Genomic DNA, 18,289 nt, shown 5'->3' with positions numbered 1-18,289 from the left:
ATTTTGGCGTGTTGATGTGATTGTTTCTGAACCTGTTACTATTATATAATTATGTCATTCAATCGTCAATCAAAATTATTGTATATCACAAAGGAGAGGATGTCATGAATAAGAAAAACCGATATATCTCTGGGCTATTAGCTGTAGCTTTGGGTCTTTCTGTTACAGCAGGCAGCTTTACCTCAGTCGCCGCAACAGAACAGCCAGTAACCCAGTTGGTAGAAGCGCAGGTGGAACATCAGACCAATCCAATTGGAATGGAACAAAACCCAACTTTTAGCTGGAAAATGCAATCAAAACAGATAGGTGCTTCCCAGCAGGCTTATCAGATTGTAGTACATAAGGGCAATGAGAACGGCGAAATTGTTTGGGATACTGGAAAACAGCAGGATACCAAATCCACCGCAATCCAGTATAATTTTGATGGCAACGCAAAACAGTTGGAGCCACAGACTAGATATTATTGGACCGCTACTGTGTGGGATCAGGACGGCAAAACCAGCCAGACTGAACCAGCATATTTTGAAACTGGTTGTAATTGGGACGGCGCTTCCTGGATTACCATCCAAAACTATGAGGACGGAATGGATTCCTTGCTGTTCCGTACAGAACAAAAACTAAGTGGAAAAGAAGTTGCTTCCGCTCGGTTATATATCACAGGATTAGGCGATTATGAAGCCTATATTAATGGCAAGGAAGTACAAGGTGAACTTAATTCTATTTTAGCTCCCGGATGGACGGACTACAGCAGCTATACTCATTACCAGACTTACGATGTTACAGATTACTTCGCAAACGATGACCAAACCGTTACCCTGGGTGCTATTGTGGGAACTGGTTGGTACGACAGCGCGTTAGTTGACGCAAAAGCCAACGGATATGCTGCTGCCATTGGTGATGAGGAACTGATGGAACGTTGCTTATATGCCAAAATGGTAATTACCTATGCGGATAACACGACCCAAGAAATTGTTACCGATAATGAAAACTGGAAAGCTAGCAGTATCACGCCATATGAAGAGGATGGTATTTATGAAGGGGAAACCTTCAACGCTTCCGTTGCGGCAGATTTGGAAGGCTGGAACCAATCCGGTTACGATGTTTCTAACTGGTCCTCTGTAGAAACATTACAATATAAAGGGAATGTTACCGCAAGTGATGATGGTATCATTTACGATTATCAGGAGCTTCCAATGGAATCCGCTTATTCCTATAACACTTCTGATATTATCACAGCGGATGCTGGCAGCAATTATGCCCAAGGGGAGATTGATTTCACCAAGGCAAACTCCTATCAATCTGGTGATGAAATCCATTTGAAGGCTGGAGATACCCTAATCGCTGATTTTGGGCAGAACGCTTCTGCAACTGTTGCACTTCAGGTTTCTGCTCCTGCTGGAACCAAAATTTCCATGCAGCCTGGGGAATGTTTAAGTGACGGCAAAGACGGCAGCTTTACCAAAGGTACATTAATTCCTGGTGCATGTGCTGGTAGAGGATTCCGTTATATCGCTTCTGGTGAAGGCGTAGAATCTTATCGGGCACAATTCCACTTTACTGGATACCAGTACCTCGAAATCAAGGCGGATCAGGATATTACGTTATATAACCTTTCCTCTATGGCAGTTTCTTCTATCGATAAAGAAACCGGTTTCATTGAAACTTCTGATGAATTGCTGAACCAGTTCATTTCCAATTCCAAATGGAGCCAGGTCAGCAACTTTAACTCCGTCCCAACTGACTGTCCAACCCGTGAATACTATGGTTGGTCTGGAGATGCCCAACTATTTGCGGAATCCGCTATGTACCATTTTGATTCTGCTAATTTCCTAGGAAATTATATTGATATAATGAATGATTTTTATAACACTTATGGTGTTTATGCCAATATTATGCCAATGCACACCAATAGCTTTTTCAATAAGTTAATCGGCGCTGGTTGGGCAGATGCTGGCATCATTATTCCTTGGGTATACTATCAACAAACAGGTGATATTTCTTTTGCTAAAACCTACTGGGATCAAATGACCGAATACACTGACAAAATCGCTGCCAATGGCCATTCTTACTCCCTAGGCGATTGGATGGGTATAGGAGAAAGTTCTGGAACCCCATTTACTGCAAACGCTTACAACATTTTAGTGAATGAGCTAATGTCGAAAATGGCAAAAGCACTGGGCTACCAAGATCAAGCAGACAAATATGCACAAAACGCAGAAAACAAACGTCAGGAAACCATCGAAAAATATGTTACTCCAGAAGGAGACGTGCTTTGTGCCTCTGCGGATGGTGGCGGAGAAGGGTTTATTGATAATGCTCAAACCGCACTTGCTTGGGCAATCAAATTAAAACTGTATAACACAGAAGAACAAAAACAAGCAATTCTTTCCAACTTGGCCGCTAGTGTGGAAAATGAGAATCAGTCCGTTTCCACTATTAGAGGAGAAAACACACTTTCTACTGGCTTCTTAGGAGTAAATGTCCTACTCCCTGCTCTAAGTGAAACAAGCAATAGCGATACAGCTTATAACTTGATGACCAATGATGATATGTATACCTTCTTATATTCTGTTGCACATGGTGCAACTACGATTTGGGAAAGCTGGGATATTTGGACAGAGGAGAATGGATACGACACTAGCAATATCTCCCAGAACCACTATTCCTATGGTGCAGCTTCTGAATGGCTGTATGAATATGCAGCTGGAATCCAAAAAGATGAGGAAAATCCAGGATTTAAACACTTCATCTTACAGCCAGAAGTGGATGATAGTTTAAGCTATTTGAATGGGTCTTATGATTCCTATTATGGTAAAATTGTTTCCAACTGGAAAGCAGACCAAGGAGAATTGACTTCTTATGAAACAGTAGTTCCTGCTAATACAACTGCAACTTTATATCTTCCAGTCAGTGAACAGGCTGTAACAGAGTTTACGGCAGTAAATGGCGTTCATTTTATAGGCATGGAAGAACACAATGGTAAACTGGCAGCAAAATTTGAATTGCAGGCAGGCGGTTATCATTTTGCAGTAAAAGATGGAAAACTTATGGTATCCATTGCAGATGGCTATGTAGTGAAAACCAATAAATCCATTTTAGATAAAGTAATTGCGTATGCAGAAACACAACAAAGTTCTCCAGAATTTGATAATGTGATTGCAGATGTTCAGAAATCTTTCACACAGGCTTTCGAAAACGCAAAAACAGTTTCCAATAATGTAGCTGCATCTCAAGAAGAAGTAGACGCAGCATGGCAGACCTTGTTGAATGAAATCCATAAACTAGGCTTTGTGAAAGGGGATATTTCTTCCTTAGAATCCCTGGTAGCATTGGCAGAAACCTACGACATGGATGACTATGTAGAAGCGGGCCAGGCAGAGTTCCAGGAAGCATTGAAAGCAGCACAAGATTTGTTAGCAAATAAAGATAATGCAATGGCGGAAGAAATAGAAACAGCAGAAAACAATCTGTTAAATGCAATGCTGAACCTGAGATACAAAGCAGATAAATCTATCCTGGAAGAAGTCCTTGCGGAAGCAAGCAAAGTAGATGCAAACGCATATACAGCAGAAAGCTATGCAGCATTACAAGCAGCAGTAGCAGAAGCAAGCGATGTATACAACAAGGAAAACGCAAGCCAGGAAGAAGTAGATGCAGCAGTAACAAGTGTACAAACAGCAATGGATAACCTGGTAGCAGTAGATGGAACACCAGCAGAAACTCCAACCGAAGGCAATGATACAGCTGGAACACAAACTGGACAGGAATCTACTACACCAAAAGCAAATGCGGCGAAGACAGGCGACTTTGCACCAATTGCTGGAATGGCAGCATTGGCAATAGCAAGCGGAGTGTTATTGTTCACTCGTAAGAAAAAATAGTCCAATCAGAATGTTTACTTACTTCTCATTCCTTTTATAATAAAAGATTCCTAACTTTGTCAATTGATAAAGTTAGGAATCTTTTTTAGCGGCTAGATTTATAACTTCAAAATGAAATCAAGAGAGTTTTATAAACTAATATTGATAAAGAGAACACACCTATTTTTAAGTTTCTATTTTGTTACCCTATTGATTATATTTTAGAAAATAATCGCCTTTTATCTCAGTACTCAAAGCTGTTATAAGAGGCGATTTTTTGAATAAACTTATTGGTAACCAAATTCTATGCTTTTCATCACAAAAGCCATTTGTTTGATGGATTCTATAAAATAAATTTTATTGGAGAATCCATCATAACATTTATATTTCAGCTTATATCATTTTATAAATCCACTTTTTCAAATCGTTTGGCTGAGATTCGGTATGCAAAAAACAGAGATACCACATAACACAGGATACCAATCATTAAAATAGGGGTTTGTAATAGCAAATCCTGCAAGGCATAACTGTCCAACCAAGAGAAAATAGGAATATGAGCAGAAGTTTCTACCGCTATCATAAGCAGAACCATAGGTAACGCAGCGATTACAAAAGATTTTCCCGCTTTGTATCCACTTTTATAATACGAAGTAAAAAAGATAAAATCAAATATGGCATAGATAATAAAGCCAAAACCATACCAAGCTACTGTAGCATCCATACCCACCACATTGTTTGGCATACCAACAGCATTCCTGAGGAAAACAAATGGAATGGAAATCAATAGTTGAAAAAGCTGGATTGAGAGAATCAACATACATTTTCCCATCACAACCTCCCGTTTGGTTACAGGGAGGATAACGGTATACCAAATATCATTGGTTTCCCGCGCATATAAAAAAGTAATATAAGGTGCTAAGCAGCCAAACATAAAAATAACGGTATAAGGATAAGATGGCACAATCACAAGGCATCCCAGCAAAGCGAATATGAGAGAGGTTGGATGGGCTGCTAAAACCAGTTCTTTATAAAGAAGTTTCATCCAAGTTTCTCCTTTCTGTCCTCAACATAATTTCCTCCAAAGTCAAAGGATTCCTATCTCCAGGTTCTTTTAAATGATGAAATGACTGGAGAAACGTCTGTTTATCTGTGCTTTTTAATACATGCCCATTTTGGATATAGGTAATATCGTCAGCACAACGATCCAAGTCTGAAGTGATATGGGTGGAAAAAAGAATAGACCGTTTTCCATCCTTGACGATACGAGTAAAAATGTGTAGAATCTCATCCCGTGAAATGGGGTCCAATCCTGAGGTGGGTTCATCGAAAAGATAAAGCTGAGCGTTGTGAGAAAGCGCCAAAGCTAACAAATATTTTACTTTCATACCATTGGATAGTGCCTTAAACGGTTTGCGTTCATCTAAAGCAAATTGATTCCGGTAATTTTCATATTTTTGTTGATCCCATTCTGAATAAAACTTTCTAGTCACATAGGTAATAGAGGAAAGTTTTTTTAATGGATAAAAGTCAATTCCTCCAAATACAACACCAATTTTTTGTTTCCATTGCTGTTCCTTTTGAAAAAAGTTCTGTCCCATCATAGTTACGGTTCCAGATTCCGGTTGTACTATGTTTAAAATAGATTTTAAAATTGTACTTTTTCCAGCTCCATTTTTTCCAATCAACCCCATAATATGTCCAGGTTTTACGGTAAAGGAAACATCTTCTAGAGTAAAACCTGGATAATGTTTGCAAAGATGTTCCACCCGAAGCAATTCGTTCATGGAATTTCCTCCTTTTCATCAGTGTCGAGGATATCTTTTAAAAAAGCGATATTCTGTAGGATGGTGTCTCCTGAAATTAAGGCGATACCAGCACTTGCTGGATTTTCATCCCCTAATACCACCAAAAGGTCTCCTGGATTGATATGGAAAACCTCTCTCGCCTTTTTTGGCAAAACAATTTGCCCCCGTTCACCAACCTTAACCGTACCAAAAAGATGTTTTCCCTTGGGTGGAATCGGCATCTGTTCCTCTTGTGGATTAAAATGAATGAAATCATCTAGCGATACATCATAAAGCGATGCTAGTGCATCACAATTGAGAAGATCTGGCATAGTTTCCCCCGCTTCCCATTTTGCTACTGTCTGTCGGGATACTCCTATTTTTTCCGCCACTTCTTCCTGGGAATATTTATGGTATTGCCGCAAAGCGGTTAAATTTTGAGAAATACAATTTGATTGTTTTTTCATATTTTTCAAACCTCCTGCCATTATTATAACGTATTGTATCAGAAATTCTACCAACTGTCCTTAACAAAAAATGTTTGTTTTTATTGCGGTACTTTCTATCATGATAAGCAAAATAGAATTTACCAAACTATCTATACTTCATTCTGATAACATACCGCACTACTTGTTTCATTCAAATAAACTTTTTTTCTGTCATTTAAGAATGGATAATATTAGAAAAAAAGTTGCCCATTATTTTATTTACATTCTATTCGATTTGGATTCACAACTTATTTGAATCCAATTTAAAAAGGGTTCGTATTGATTTGTTATGCTATCGAAAAAGTCAATGTTTAAAGCACTGAAAAATGGAGGAAGAAAAGATGGAAGATTCTAAAAAAATATATTGGGGCGTGGGAATTGCCTTGCTTGTGTTTCCAATCGTGGGGATTGCAACGAATGCTATTTTAGGGGGTTTTGGTTTACAGCTCCGAATGTGGTTAATGGTTTGCATTGTAGTTTGCTTGGGGATTGATATTGTTGTAGCTTTAGGGGCAATCTGGTGGAAAGTAAACTGTAACCACCGCTCAATTGCTACTATACTACTTCCTTTTATGCTGATTATTGGCGGGGCTGTGCTATATTTTGGGGCGATGATAAGCGCTTTTGCCTATGAACCAGAGCATGTTGTAGAAATCAAAGGAACTAAAATGATAGCAAGGGTGGATTCTTTTTTAGATAAATCCGCTTATTATTATCCATACAAAAATTGGCTGGTTTGTGGGAAAGAGCAATTAGGATATGCCTATTTTGGTAGTGGAGGCACAGACCCTTATGAGTATGAGGATAATCCAACACCAATTAGGTGCCATATTGAAGATGAACACGGTAATATTTTGTTAGCATATGGATATTAATATGGAACGTATTTTATCTTTTTAATGATTACAAAATGATATCATTTCCATGAAAAGAAATTCAATTTGTCATTTTTCCAGTTTTGTTGATTACATTTTATAAAATTTTTATAGAAAATATCTTTTTTCTATTGACAATAATAGTGGATTATATTGTATAATAAAGGTAATGAATTCATGATATATCCGTTGGACAAGACTGGGTTTATAAAAAAGAGATGTGATTGTTGAAAGGATAAGGCAGTATTATTTTTTTGTTTTGATTTTCGACAATTTTCTACTTATTTTTTCGTTTCTATCAAATGAAAAGGAGGAACAACCATGCGGGATAAAGCGTTTGCTATCATAGAGGAAATAAAAAAAGCGGTATTGGGCAAGGATGATATCATCCAAAAATTACTCATGGTGATTTTGGCAAAAGGCCATATTTTATTGGAGGACAATCCGGGGGTAGGAAAAACAACAATGGCACTGGCTTTTTCCAAAGCGATGGAATTGGATTATAAGAGAATCCAGTTTACACCAGAAATTATGCCTGCTGATGTAGTTGGGTTTTCGGTTTATCAAAAAGATACTGGAACAATGGAATATCAGCCTGGAGCAATTTTATGCAATCTATTTTTAGCGGATGAAATTAACCGTACTAGCTCCAAAACGCAAAGTGCTTTGCTGGAGGCAATGGAAGAAGGGAGTGTTACTGTAGATGGAATTACCCGGGAAATTCCTCAGCCATTTACTGTCATCGCTACCGAAAACCCTATGGGTTCCGCTGGCACCCAATTGTTGCCCGAATCCCAATTAGACCGCTTTATGGTACGCCTTTCCATAGGTTATCCAAAGTTGAAAGACGAAGTGGAGATTTTAAAGCGGTTAAAAGGAAAATCTGGCTTGGGGAAAGTTCATTGTGTCGTAACCGCTTCTGATTTATTGGAGATGCAGCAACAGGTAGAAGAAGTTCATATAGATGATTCCATCTATGAGTATATCGCGCGTTTGGTAGTCGCAACCCGAGACCACCCCCACATCCGTATGGGGGTAAGCCCACGTGGTTCCATTGCCTTGGTTCGGCTTTCCCGTGCAGCGGCATGGATCAATAACCGTGATTACGTAGTTCCCAAAGATATAGAACAGATTTTATATGATGTTTTAGAACATAGGCTAGTGTTAAATGCCCAAGCTAAAGTAGAGGGTACAACCAAACACAGCTTACTCCAGGAAATTTTAAAATCTACCCCAGCTCCAAAATTGGTATAAGGGGTGGTTTTATGTGGAAAAACCGTTTCACCTATGGCCTAATTTTATTGGCCATGATTTTGTTTATTATCTTTTTAAAGGAATATCTTTCGTTTTTTGTACTGATATTTTTCCTCATTCTTCCTGTAATCTCCTTGCTATTGCTTTTGATAGAAAAAAACCAGGTAGAACTGGAGTTCCAGTTGTTTCATTCGATTGTAAAGCGGGAGGAACAGGCAACACTGCAGCTCTCAGTGAAAAACCGATGGGCGTTTTTACCAATTCCAGTTCGTATTACCCTTCAAGTAGAAAACCAACTATTTCAGGAAACCAGCCAGGAAACCTTGCTGCTGCCTGCTGGAAGAAAAACACAGGTTTTACAACAACCAATATCATCTACTCACTGTGGAAGAATTTCTGTCCATATCCGCGAAGTAAGGATTTACGACCCTTTACAGCTATTCTATTTCCGAAAAAAACAACTTCCAGAACGCCGGTTTTTCCTTGTGATGCCAACCATAGTTCCTCTTTCCTTGGAAGTAGGCCCCCAACTGGAAGAGAATGTGGAAAGCGACCGTTTTTCTACGAAAAAGCCAGGAGATGATCCAGCTCAGGTATTTGAAATCCGCCCTTACCATCCAGGGGACCGAGTCCATCGGATACACTGGAAACTTTCCTCCAAAATGGATGAATTGATGGTAAAGGAATACAGTTTGCCAATTGCTTCTCGTATTCTGTTTTTAGTAGCAGGAACCCCGCTAAAAATGCTAGATGATATGATGGATATCGTGACCTCTATGCTTAATTTTTGCCAACAGAATGAATTGGAATATTCTTTTGCTTGGTATGAAGAAAATAAAGGGCCTGTTTTTGTGCCAATTTCGGACGAAGAAAACCTCACTGTGACATTATCCTGTTTGTTTTCCGTCAAGGAGCAAAAAGGAAAATCTTTACTAGAACAAATGGGCAACGGAGGGAATGGGATCTCCCATTTACTTTATCTTTGTGGGCAGCCTGATCTCAAACTGATGGAACAGTTTTCAGAGATTGCCCCGAATATCCGCCGTACTGTGCTGCAAGTAGACAATGAAACAGTAAAGGAATTGCCAACGGAATGGGAACGGATTCTCGTAAACCCATCCCAATTGGAAACAAGTTTATTGCAGCTTTTACTATAGCCAAGGGGGGAAATCAGGGATGAAACACAAAATGACCAAAACAAAGCCAGGGTTATTATTAGGGAAGATAGAAACATCACAAAAGGAGCCTTCCCCTGTTTCCCGTTATCTATTTTATCTATTATTAAGCCTATTAGGGGTAGGTGGAATGTTTGGCTGTTTCTTAACCGCATTTTCCATCCCGTTGGACTGGGCACTATTCTCCGTTTTTACCTTGATTTTTGTAATGGTATTTCCATGGATTATGATTCAGAAACGGTTTAAATTATGGATTGTAACAGGAATCACTATTTTAGGGATGCTATCTGTATTGCTATTCCATTCCTATGTACAAAATGGTATCCTGTGTATTTATAACCGAATTGTTTCCACCTACATGGAAAATTCCAAATACCAGTTTTTTGTTTTTTCCCTTTCGATATCGGAACAAGAACAGCAACTATTTTGTACCGTTACTTTGATTTTCCTAGCATTTTTTATGGTGCTTTTATTGGATTTTTTCCTTACCCAATTTCAGCACACTATCGTTGCTGTTCTTCTTACAGTTCCATTTATTGGTGCGGCATTAATCTTTAATATCATTCCTAACTTAGTTGCGGTAGGTATGCTGCTTTGCTTTTGGGCTTTCCTTTTGTTTGGAAGAATATTGTTTCAAAATACAAAAGGAAAACGGAAAAAACGCCGGATTGGGGGAAGAAATTATATCCATCCAGCAGCAATTTCAATTGTGGCGGTATTTTCTGCTTGTATGGTTGCGATTTTCACCTGCTTTCCCAGTGAAAGTTATCAACGAGCTCCTATTTGGGATAACTTGCAAACTCAATTAAAAGAAGTTTCTACCACATTTTCCAACCTGTTCTCCAAAAGTGGCCAAGTAGGAAATGCCACCAATTACGTAAATTTGCGAACAAGTGGAAATATTGAGTATACAGGAGACACTGTATTACAGGTAAAATCCGATAGTATTAAAACAAGAACCTATTTAAAAGGATTTGTGGGCAGTGTTTATGATGGGGATGGCTGGCGATTGTTAGAAGGAGAGGGATTATCCCGTTATCCAGAAGGGCTTCCACAAGCGCAGTTATTTTCAGAACAGTTGATACAAAACTTGCCTATGGGGGACGAAATCGGCCGTATTAATCAACAGATGGAAATAAAAAATATTGCAGTCAATTCCAAATGTGTTTATTTGCCATATGGGATTAGCAACCACAATGATGGTTTGGAACGGATGGAACCGGTGCAAGATGGATTTTACCGCGCCAAAGGGTTAGGAATAAAAGAATACCAGGTTACTTATTACCCTGACCTAAAAGATGACGCAGAAAATCTTACCCTATATGACCGTATTGCCTATCAACTCAATATACAAAGCAGTTCTGTAATGCAGCAGTATCATTTCAATCATAAAGATTGGAGTGTGGAACAAAAGGATAATTGGAGATGGTCGGACGAAATCAATGATACTGGAATTTTTAGTAGTCAAGCGGTAGACACAATCCAAACAGTACAGGAATATACCAATTTTGTATCCGATACCTATACCCAACTTCCAGAACATCTTCGAAACGAATTGCTCCAATATCTGGAACAAAACGGATTGGAAAGTTCATCTAGGGAACTGGATTCCCGTTTCATTTCGGATGTACTGCGGCTAGTCCACAGTTCCAACCGGTATACTCTTACTCCAGGAGATACCCCAGAAGGGGAAGACTTTATTACATATTTTTTATTCCAAAACCATCAGGGATATTGCCGACATTTTGCTTCCGCTGTTACTGCACTGTTCCGGGCGGCTGGAATACCAGCAAGATATGTGGAAGGATATACCGTATCCCCTACGAATGCCCAAAATAAAGACGGCTGGTACAATATTCCGGATTCCAGTGCCCACGCTTGGGTAGAGATTTATTCCAGTGGCATAGGATGGATTCCGATAGAGGCAACGCCGGGGACAGATAATCGCAACAACAATAATACTTCTTTACAATATTATTCTGACACTGTGCCCGAAGAACAGGACACATCTTCTTCTACCTATTCCGAAACTCCAAGCCCTTCCCCAGGGATTCAAATGGAAGTAGAACAGGAAAACGGAATCCATTGGAAAGGCTTTATACCATATACAATCGTAATCGTTATTTTCCTATTAAGTACAATAGGATTGATTATGAACCGAAAAGTAAAAGTATCTCATCGAAAAAAACAACTTCTCCAACCAGATAGGAATAAAGCAGTATTAGGTGCGTATCAATATATCGAAAAAATGATCCAATTCCACACACCAAAAGCTGATATTTCCAAACGAATGCCAACAAACCTGTATCAACTGGTATTAAAAGCAAGGTTTAGCCAACATACCATAACTCAACAAGAATTAGATTCCATTTTAGACTATACCCATCGTTTAGAAAGAAAACTCTACGAACAGCTCCCCTTTTATAAACAGTTTATGGCGAAATATTGGAAAGGGCTATTTTGACGCAATTGGTCCATAAAAGATATATTAAGAACTATCATCTTTCAACTGATTTCCAAACAGCAATATGATAGTTCACATCAAAAAAGTTCTAAAAGGATACTGCCAAGAGTTCCACTATTGATATTCCTTGTTCCATAACATAGAAATGGACAATCGCCACACGGAAAACTCTCTGCCATAAAACAATTCAGGGGGGCGTCAAAATTTTTTATTGACCAATACTATTAGTGGTTTTTTCCAATTTAAGCTGTATAACAAAAACCTCCTAGAGTATTTTTATTCTAGGAGGTTTTTATTTTTTATTTGTAAATGATAAAGAAAATTATCACGGAAGGATAAATTTCAAACTAGTATTATATTCTACAAAATTTGATCTAATGCCGCAAATTGTTTTGAGGCCTGCTGTATGAGTTCATCTGGCTGGAAAGATGGCATTTGCTCTAATTGGTCTGCCATCTGCTGTGGGTCTATTGTTTTTAAGTCTTGTAACTCTAATACGAACTGGCTTGGTACATCTGCCAAAGTGTTTCTAGTTTTAAAATCATAGATGATAGGCAGCACTTTTTTCCTTGCAAGCCATCCTAAAATAATACTATGGAACCTAGTCCCCACTATAATTTCCGACTCATAAAACAACGAGCAACATTCTTCTAAGTTAGTATCATAAAAATAAGTGGACAGGTTTTCCTGATATTCGGATGGAATTTTTCCTATCATCCGTTGGATTGCGGTTTCATCCCCTTGCATTTTACAGAACGAAACAAATTGAACCAAATAGCCTTTTTTCAAGTAACAAATTGCAAGATTTTGAAGGAAAGTTTCATAGTCCTTTTGATATTGGCAAATGCTGTACTTCCCTCCCCTATCCTTGAGGTCAATAGCGGAAATCAAAACTTGTTTTTTTGTAGGTGGACGATGCTTTGGTTGGTAGTTAAAAACAACATCTGGTGCCCAAGTGATATTATTGTGATTTGGAAACAAATTTTTTGAATACTGGTCCCGAAAGCAAATCCCTGTATATTGGCGGAATAGTTGTTCATACTGCTGGTAGTATTCTGGATTCTCATAAGGGCCAAAATTCGCACCAATTACAAATATTTTTTTACTATCCCGAACTAAGCGAGAATCTGCCTGATAAAAATTGCTCCAATCATCAAAATGTTGTACAAATACAGAGCCTCCTATATGGACAACCGCATCGGAACCGCGAACTATATCATCTCGGTTCCAAGTCTTTTTGAAAATACCGTCTCGAAAGGTAACCGTCTTGTTTGGTGGTGCAATAACAGATAAATTGGTTATATCCTGGTACCTGTGTTGATAGGATTCATCCGCAAACACAAAAAATTTTACTTTGGGATACCGTTTGCACAACAGTTTTACCATCAGGTCATCTCCTAGATTTCCTGCCATATACGCATGGATATATACTTTTTTCAATTATGCCATTTCTCCTTTTTTCTTGTTGAGATATTTAGTATTCCAAAATAAGGAATATTCATACTTTTTCCCTCAAAGGGAAATTGTCTAACATAGACTGTTTTTTTGGGGATTTTAAAGCTTATTTTTCCTATTTTTCAGTTGAACGAAAAGGTATACATTTATTGCAAATTACAGCAATTGATATCTTGGATTACAACAATAAAACCACTTGACAATAAGATACCTGGTTTTCCGTATTTTTTCATCACATAGTACTGTGGTATGGAATTGTTGACACTACCACTAATTTGTATTGTGGTATTCCATTACACCCAATCACTTCAACCGGTCAATCCTGATTATGATTTTGTTCGCTATATTGGTCATACATAAGGGTTCTGTCTTATTCCAATTATATCTTGTTTATTATAACAGAACTGTTTTTTATACTCAAGTTTTTTCGAATATGTTTCCATAACTAGAAATTTGTTTGGACATTTTAGAAAAATTAACTGGCTCAAATCAAAAGAAAAAACTGAAAATTAACCAAAAAATAAAACATAGGATTGACAATAAAAAATTTTTCCCTTATAATGGAGAACAGGATGATATGTTAGGTATCTAACAGATAGGTTCCTAACAAAATGGAGGAAAAATAAATGGTAAAATCGAATATTGATGATAAAAACCATGCTGGTAGACTGATTCACATGCTCTCCCATCAATTAAAACGTCAAAGTTTTATAAACGAAGTGGATTGCGGCCTTACAACAGCTCAAAAACATGTTTTGGAATACATCTTAATGGAATCTTTAACTAGGGATGTTTACCAAAAAGATATTGAGGAAAATTTTAAAATACGTCGTTCCAGTGCCTCTGGAATGTTACAGCTTTTAGAGAAAAACGGTTTTATCCAACGGGAAAGCGTCAAACAGGATGCCCGACTGAAAAAGATTATCCCTACCAAAAAGGCAGAAGCAATACGCAGCGTTATCCAAGAAAATATCAACGAGATGGAAACCCAATTACGGGAAGGGATATCTGACACAGATTTTACCATTGGGATGGATGTATTGCGTCAAATGCTTTATAATCTTTCGAAAAATGAAAATAAAATGGAATCTTCTAATATTGGTACCAAACAAGGGTATTAAAGATGAATCCGCCAAAAATGCTTTAACACCACCTTTGATAAACTAGCACTGAAACGATTTTTTTAATAGAAATTTTTAGACAATACTCTTTAAAGCATATTTGAAGTTACAGAAATTCTATAAAAATATAGCGTATAGGAGGTATAGGAATAAATGAAACGAACAATCTTTCAATCCATACGGGAATACAAAAAACAATCTATTTTAGCGCCTGTTTTTGTAGTTCTAGAAGTACTAATGGAAGTATTAATTCCATTGCAGATGGCAAAAATTATTGATGTAGGGATGGCCGGAGACGGCAATCTGCCATACATTATTAAAATGGGGATTATCCTTGTTGTAATGGCAATGTTAGCATTAATATTTGGCGCAGTTGCCGGAAGGTTAGCAGCACAAGCTGGGGCTGGTTTCGCAAAAAATCTGCGACATGATATCTTTTACAAAATACAAGATTTTTCTTTCCATAACATCGACCATTTCTCCACATCCGGGTTGGTTACCAGGATGACAACCGATATTACCAACGTACAAATGGCATACATGATGACCATACGCTTGATGGCAAGGGCGCCTATTATGATTATCCTCTCTTTGATTATGACGCTGACCATCAACGCTCAAATTGCGTTAATTCTGTTGATTACTATTCCAATTTTAGGCGGAATTTTGATTTTCATCGCTAAAAAGGCACATCCCCACTTTATTAAAGTGTTTGATGAATATGATGTGTTGAATAACTCGGTACAGGAAAATGTAAACGCTTCCAGAGTAGTAAAAGCATATGTGCGGGAAGACTATGAAATTGAAAAATTCCACGGTATTTCCAAAGTTGTATTTAATCTGTTTACCAAAGCAGAAAAAATTGTCGCATGGAACTCCCCTGTTATGCAGTTTACCATGTATGCGGTTGTACTGCTAATGGTATTGATTGGAGGAAAAAGCATCATCTTCCAAACCATGGAGACTGGTGAACTAACTAGCGTGATTGTATATGCACTGCAAATCCTTATGTCGTTGATGATGGTTTCCTTTGTATTTGTTATGATTATGATTGCAGAGGCTTCTGCTGACCGTATTAAAGAAGTACTCAACGAAGTTCCAGAAATGCAGAACCAGCCTAACGCACAAAAAACCGTGAAAAACGGGGATATTGACTTTGACCATGTGGACTTCAGCTATGCTGGAGAAGGCGGAAACCTTTCCTTAAAGGATGTGAACCTGCATATTAAATCCGGTCAGACCATCGGGATTATCGGTGGAACCGGAAGCGCAAAATCCACTCTGGTACAGCTGGTCCCAAGATTGTATGATGTGACAAAAGGCTCGGTAAAAGTTGGCGGTGTTGATGTACGGGAATACGATTTGGAAGCCCTGCGTGACCAAGTTTCTATGGTATTACAGAAAAATGTACTGTTTACCGGAACGATTTACGACAACATCCGCTGGGGTGATGAAAACGCCAGCAATGAAGAGGTTCAGCGTGTTTGTAAACTGGCACAGGCAGATGGGTTTGTACAGGAATTCCCGCGAGGGTACCAAACCAAAATTGTGCAAGGCGGTAACAATGTTTCCGGTGGACAAAAACAGCGGCTTTGTATTGCCAGAGCATTGCTAAAAAAGCCAAAAATCTTAATTTTAGACGATTCTACCAGTGCGGTTGATACTAAGACAGATGCTTTAATCCGGAAAGCATTTCGAGAAGAAATTCCAAACACCACAAAAATTATCATTGCCCAGCGAATTTCTTCCATAGAGGATGCGGACCAGATCATCGTCATGGATGATGGAAAAATCAATGGCATTGGCACCTCGGAAGAACTGCTGAAAACCAATGAAATTTACCGTGAAGTATATCTGTCCCAAGTAAAAGGAGGTGAGGATGATGAAAAATAAAGCAAAAAGCTACCAAAACAACCTAAAAACCGCAAAACGGCTTTTAAAATATGTAACTGGAAAACACAAGGTTGCTTTGGTTGCAGTATTTATTTGTATTATTATCAGCTCGATTGCCTCAATCTCGGTTTCTCTCTCTTTAAAATTCCTGTTGGATGATTTTATTGTACCTTTGATTGGCAATACCGACCCAAACTTTAGGGAACTATATATGGCCTTGGCTGTACTGGGAACCATCTTTTTATTAGGCGTAATTGGAACCTTTGTTTATACCCGCTTAATGGTTAATATTGGGCAGGGTGTATTAAAACGGGTCAGGGACGATATGTTTGAACACATGCAAACCCTCCCTATCCGGTATTTTGACCAGCACACCAACGGTTCGATCATGAGCCTTTACACCAACGATACCGATACCCTCCGCCAGATGATTGCCCAAGCGCTGCCACAGGTGTTAATGTCCCTTATTACGATTGTTGTTACCTTTATTTCAATGTTGGTACTCAGTCCACTGTTGACTATCCTTGCCGTTGTTATGATTGGTATCCTGATATTAGTCACCAAAAAAATCGGTGGTAAAAGCGGAAAATACTTCATTAAACAACAGATGGATATTGCGGATGTAACCGGGTTTGTGGAAGAACGGATGAATGGCCAAAGGGTTATTAAAGTATTTAACCATGAACGGATTTCAGAAGAAGAATTTGACCAGCTCAACGAAAAACTCTATGTCAGCGCATCCAATGCAAACAGTTTCGCCAACATGATGGGGCCTATTATCGGCAACATCGGAAACCTGCAGTTTGTTCTGACCGCTGTATTAGGCGGCGCCCTCTCGGTTGCGGGAATTGGAGGCATCACCCTTGGGGTAATGGCTTCCTACCTACAATTCACCAAAAGCTTTACCCAACCGTTTATGCAGGTAGCGCAACAGTTTAACTCCATCATCATGGCGTTGGCTGGTGCGGAACGTATTTTCCAAATGATCGATGAACAACCAGAAGTCGATGACGGCTATGTTACCCTGGTAAACGCTAAAAAAGCAGCGGATGGAACCCTGACAGAATGTACGGAACGCACCGGTGTATGGGCATGGAAACACCCTCACCACGATGGTACGGTTACCTATACCGAGCTAAAAGGCGATGTGCGGTTCTATGATATGACATTTGGTTACACCGACGATAAAATTGTCCTCCACGACCTGACACTCTACGCAAAACCCGGCCAAAAGCTGGCGTTTGTTGGTTCAACCGGCGCAGGGAAAACAACCATCACCAACCTGATCAACCGCTTTTACGATGTACAGGATGGGAAAATCCGTTACGATGATATCAACATTAATAAAATCAAAAAAGCTGATTTACGTCGCTCTTTAGGAATTGTATTACAGGATACCCATCTGTTTACCGGTACCATTATGGATAATATCCGATATGGCAAACTGGATGCCACCGATGAGGAAGTATATGAAGCCGCAAAACTTGCCCATGCGGACCAGTTCATCAACATGTTGCCAAACGGTTACCAGACTATGCTGAGCGGGGATGGCGAGGAACTCTCCCAGGGGCAGCGGCAGTTGCTTGCCATTGCTAGGGCAGCGGTTGCGAACCCACCGGTTTTAATCCTGGATGAAGCTACTTCCAGTATCGATACCCGTACCGAAAGCATTGTACAGAAAGGGATGGATAACCTGATGAAGGGGCGTACTGTATTCGTCATCGCCCACAGGCTTTCCACCATCCGGAACAGCGACGCGATTATTGTACTGGAACACGGCAGGATTATCGAACGTGGTACCCACGACGAACTACTGGCTCAAAAAGGAACCTATTACCAGTTATATACCGGAAAACTGGAATTATCCTAACCATAAAAACAGCAATATGGCTGATAGTACAGCACCATCTATTTTGTTAG

The 18,289-nt window shown here is 39.0% G+C and carries 12 protein-coding genes; 8 read left to right on the top strand and 4 right to left on the bottom strand.

What is annotated here, in order from left to right:
* Positions 1–104: 104 nt before the first annotated feature.
* Positions 105–3,881, top strand: a complete 3,777-nt coding sequence (locus BQ2683_RS08970; protein ID WP_069988675.1) for a family 78 glycoside hydrolase catalytic domain — start codon at positions 105–107, stop codon at positions 3,879–3,881.
* 382 nt (positions 3,882–4,263) lie between these two features.
* Here the strand turns inward: BQ2683_RS08970 and BQ2683_RS08965 are convergent, their stop codons facing one another.
* The 3 genes from BQ2683_RS08965 to BQ2683_RS08955 are packed head-to-tail and all read right to left on the bottom strand — an operon-like array spanning position 4,264 to position 6,111.
* Positions 4,264–4,902, bottom strand: coding sequence for an ABC-2 transporter permease (locus BQ2683_RS08965; protein WP_069988673.1), 639 nt, complete (start codon positions 4,900–4,902; stop codon positions 4,264–4,266).
* Entirely contained in the window at positions 4,886–5,644 is a 759-nt protein-coding gene (locus BQ2683_RS08960) for an ABC transporter ATP-binding protein (protein WP_069988670.1), read from the bottom strand. Before BQ2683_RS08960 ends, BQ2683_RS08965 begins: the two co-directional genes overlap by 17 nt.
* Positions 5,641–6,111, bottom strand: coding sequence for a helix-turn-helix domain-containing protein (locus BQ2683_RS08955; protein ID WP_069988669.1), 471 nt, complete (start codon positions 6,109–6,111; stop codon positions 5,641–5,643). The genes BQ2683_RS08960 and BQ2683_RS08955 overlap by 4 nt, the downstream gene beginning before the upstream one ends.
* A gap of 362 nt (positions 6,112–6,473) precedes the next feature.
* Between BQ2683_RS08955 and BQ2683_RS08950 the strand changes: the two genes are divergently transcribed.
* The 4 genes from BQ2683_RS08950 to BQ2683_RS08935 all read left to right on the top strand — a co-directional run bounded on the left by BQ2683_RS08950 (position 6,474) and on the right by BQ2683_RS08935 (position 11,900).
* Positions 6,474–7,007, top strand: coding sequence for a hypothetical protein (locus BQ2683_RS08950; RefSeq protein WP_069988667.1), 534 nt, complete (start codon positions 6,474–6,476; stop codon positions 7,005–7,007).
* Between the two features lie 321 nt (positions 7,008–7,328).
* Positions 7,329–8,261 (top strand): AAA family ATPase, encoded by a 933-nt coding sequence (locus BQ2683_RS08945; RefSeq protein ID WP_069988665.1) that lies wholly within the window; start codon positions 7,329–7,331, stop codon positions 8,259–8,261.
* A gap of 11 nt (positions 8,262–8,272) precedes the next feature.
* A complete protein-coding gene (locus BQ2683_RS08940) occupies positions 8,273–9,418 on the top strand; it encodes a DUF58 domain-containing protein (RefSeq protein ID WP_069988662.1) in 1,146 nt (381 codons plus the stop codon).
* 19 nt (positions 9,419–9,437) lie between these two features.
* Positions 9,438–11,900, top strand: coding sequence for a transglutaminase TgpA family protein (locus tag BQ2683_RS08935; RefSeq protein WP_069988659.1), 2,463 nt, complete (start codon positions 9,438–9,440; stop codon positions 11,898–11,900).
* A gap of 360 nt (positions 11,901–12,260) precedes the next feature.
* Here the strand turns inward: BQ2683_RS08935 and BQ2683_RS08930 are convergent, their stop codons facing one another.
* The gene (locus BQ2683_RS08930) at positions 12,261–13,340 is read right to left on the bottom strand and encodes a polysaccharide pyruvyl transferase family protein (RefSeq protein WP_069988656.1); all 1,080 of its coding nucleotides are present in this window, start codon (positions 13,338–13,340) and stop codon (positions 12,261–12,263) included.
* Between the two features lie 641 nt (positions 13,341–13,981).
* On the opposite strand from BQ2683_RS08930, the gene BQ2683_RS08925 reads away from it, so the two are divergent.
* The 3 genes from BQ2683_RS08925 to BQ2683_RS08915 all read left to right on the top strand — a co-directional run bounded on the left by BQ2683_RS08925 (position 13,982) and on the right by BQ2683_RS08915 (position 18,239).
* On the top strand, positions 13,982–14,476 hold the full coding sequence (locus BQ2683_RS08925; RefSeq protein WP_069988654.1) for a MarR family winged helix-turn-helix transcriptional regulator: 495 nt from the start codon (positions 13,982–13,984) through the stop codon (positions 14,474–14,476).
* A gap of 153 nt (positions 14,477–14,629) precedes the next feature.
* Positions 14,630–16,369, top strand: a complete 1,740-nt coding sequence (locus BQ2683_RS08920; RefSeq protein WP_069988652.1) for an ABC transporter ATP-binding protein — start codon at positions 14,630–14,632, stop codon at positions 16,367–16,369.
* On the top strand, positions 16,359–18,239 hold the full coding sequence (locus tag BQ2683_RS08915) for an ABC transporter ATP-binding protein (RefSeq protein WP_420806784.1): 1,881 nt from the start codon (positions 16,359–16,361) through the stop codon (positions 18,237–18,239). The genes BQ2683_RS08920 and BQ2683_RS08915 overlap by 11 nt, the downstream gene beginning before the upstream one ends.
* Positions 18,240–18,289 lie beyond the last annotated feature (50 nt).

It is taken from the genome of Massilioclostridium coli, from assembly GCF_900095865.1.
GTDB lineage: Bacteria > Bacillota > Clostridia > Oscillospirales > Ruminococcaceae > Massilioclostridium > Massilioclostridium facile.
The sequence above is the reverse complement of the archived record's forward strand: the minus strand, read 5'-3'. Positions and strand labels throughout refer to the sequence as shown.

Excerpts from the sequence above, each read along its gene's own strand:
- BQ2683_RS08965 (WP_069988673.1), bottom strand. The coding sequence starts at position 4,902 with ATGAAACTTCTTTATAAAGAACTGGTTTTAGCAGCCCATCCAACCTCT.
- BQ2683_RS08920 (WP_069988652.1), top strand. The coding sequence starts at position 14,630 with ATGAAACGAACAATCTTTCAATCCATACGGGAATACAAAAAACAATCT.
- BQ2683_RS08945 (WP_069988665.1), top strand. The coding sequence starts at position 7,329 with ATGCGGGATAAAGCGTTTGCTATCATAGAGGAAATAAAAAAAGCGGTA.
- BQ2683_RS08915 (WP_420806784.1), top strand. The coding sequence starts at position 16,359 with ATGAAAAATAAAGCAAAAAGCTACCAAAACAACCTAAAAACCGCAAAA.
- BQ2683_RS08960 (WP_069988670.1), bottom strand. The coding sequence starts at position 5,644 with ATGAACGAATTGCTTCGGGTGGAACATCTTTGCAAACATTATCCAGGT.
- BQ2683_RS08940 (WP_069988662.1), top strand. The coding sequence starts at position 8,273 with ATGTGGAAAAACCGTTTCACCTATGGCCTAATTTTATTGGCCATGATT.
- BQ2683_RS08950 (WP_069988667.1), top strand. The coding sequence starts at position 6,474 with ATGGAAGATTCTAAAAAAATATATTGGGGCGTGGGAATTGCCTTGCTT.
- BQ2683_RS08925 (WP_069988654.1), top strand. The coding sequence starts at position 13,982 with ATGGTAAAATCGAATATTGATGATAAAAACCATGCTGGTAGACTGATT.
- BQ2683_RS08955 (WP_069988669.1), bottom strand. The coding sequence starts at position 6,111 with ATGAAAAAACAATCAAATTGTATTTCTCAAAATTTAACCGCTTTGCGG.
- BQ2683_RS08970 (WP_069988675.1), top strand. The coding sequence starts at position 105 with ATGAATAAGAAAAACCGATATATCTCTGGGCTATTAGCTGTAGCTTTG.
- BQ2683_RS08935 (WP_069988659.1), top strand. The coding sequence starts at position 9,438 with ATGAAACACAAAATGACCAAAACAAAGCCAGGGTTATTATTAGGGAAG.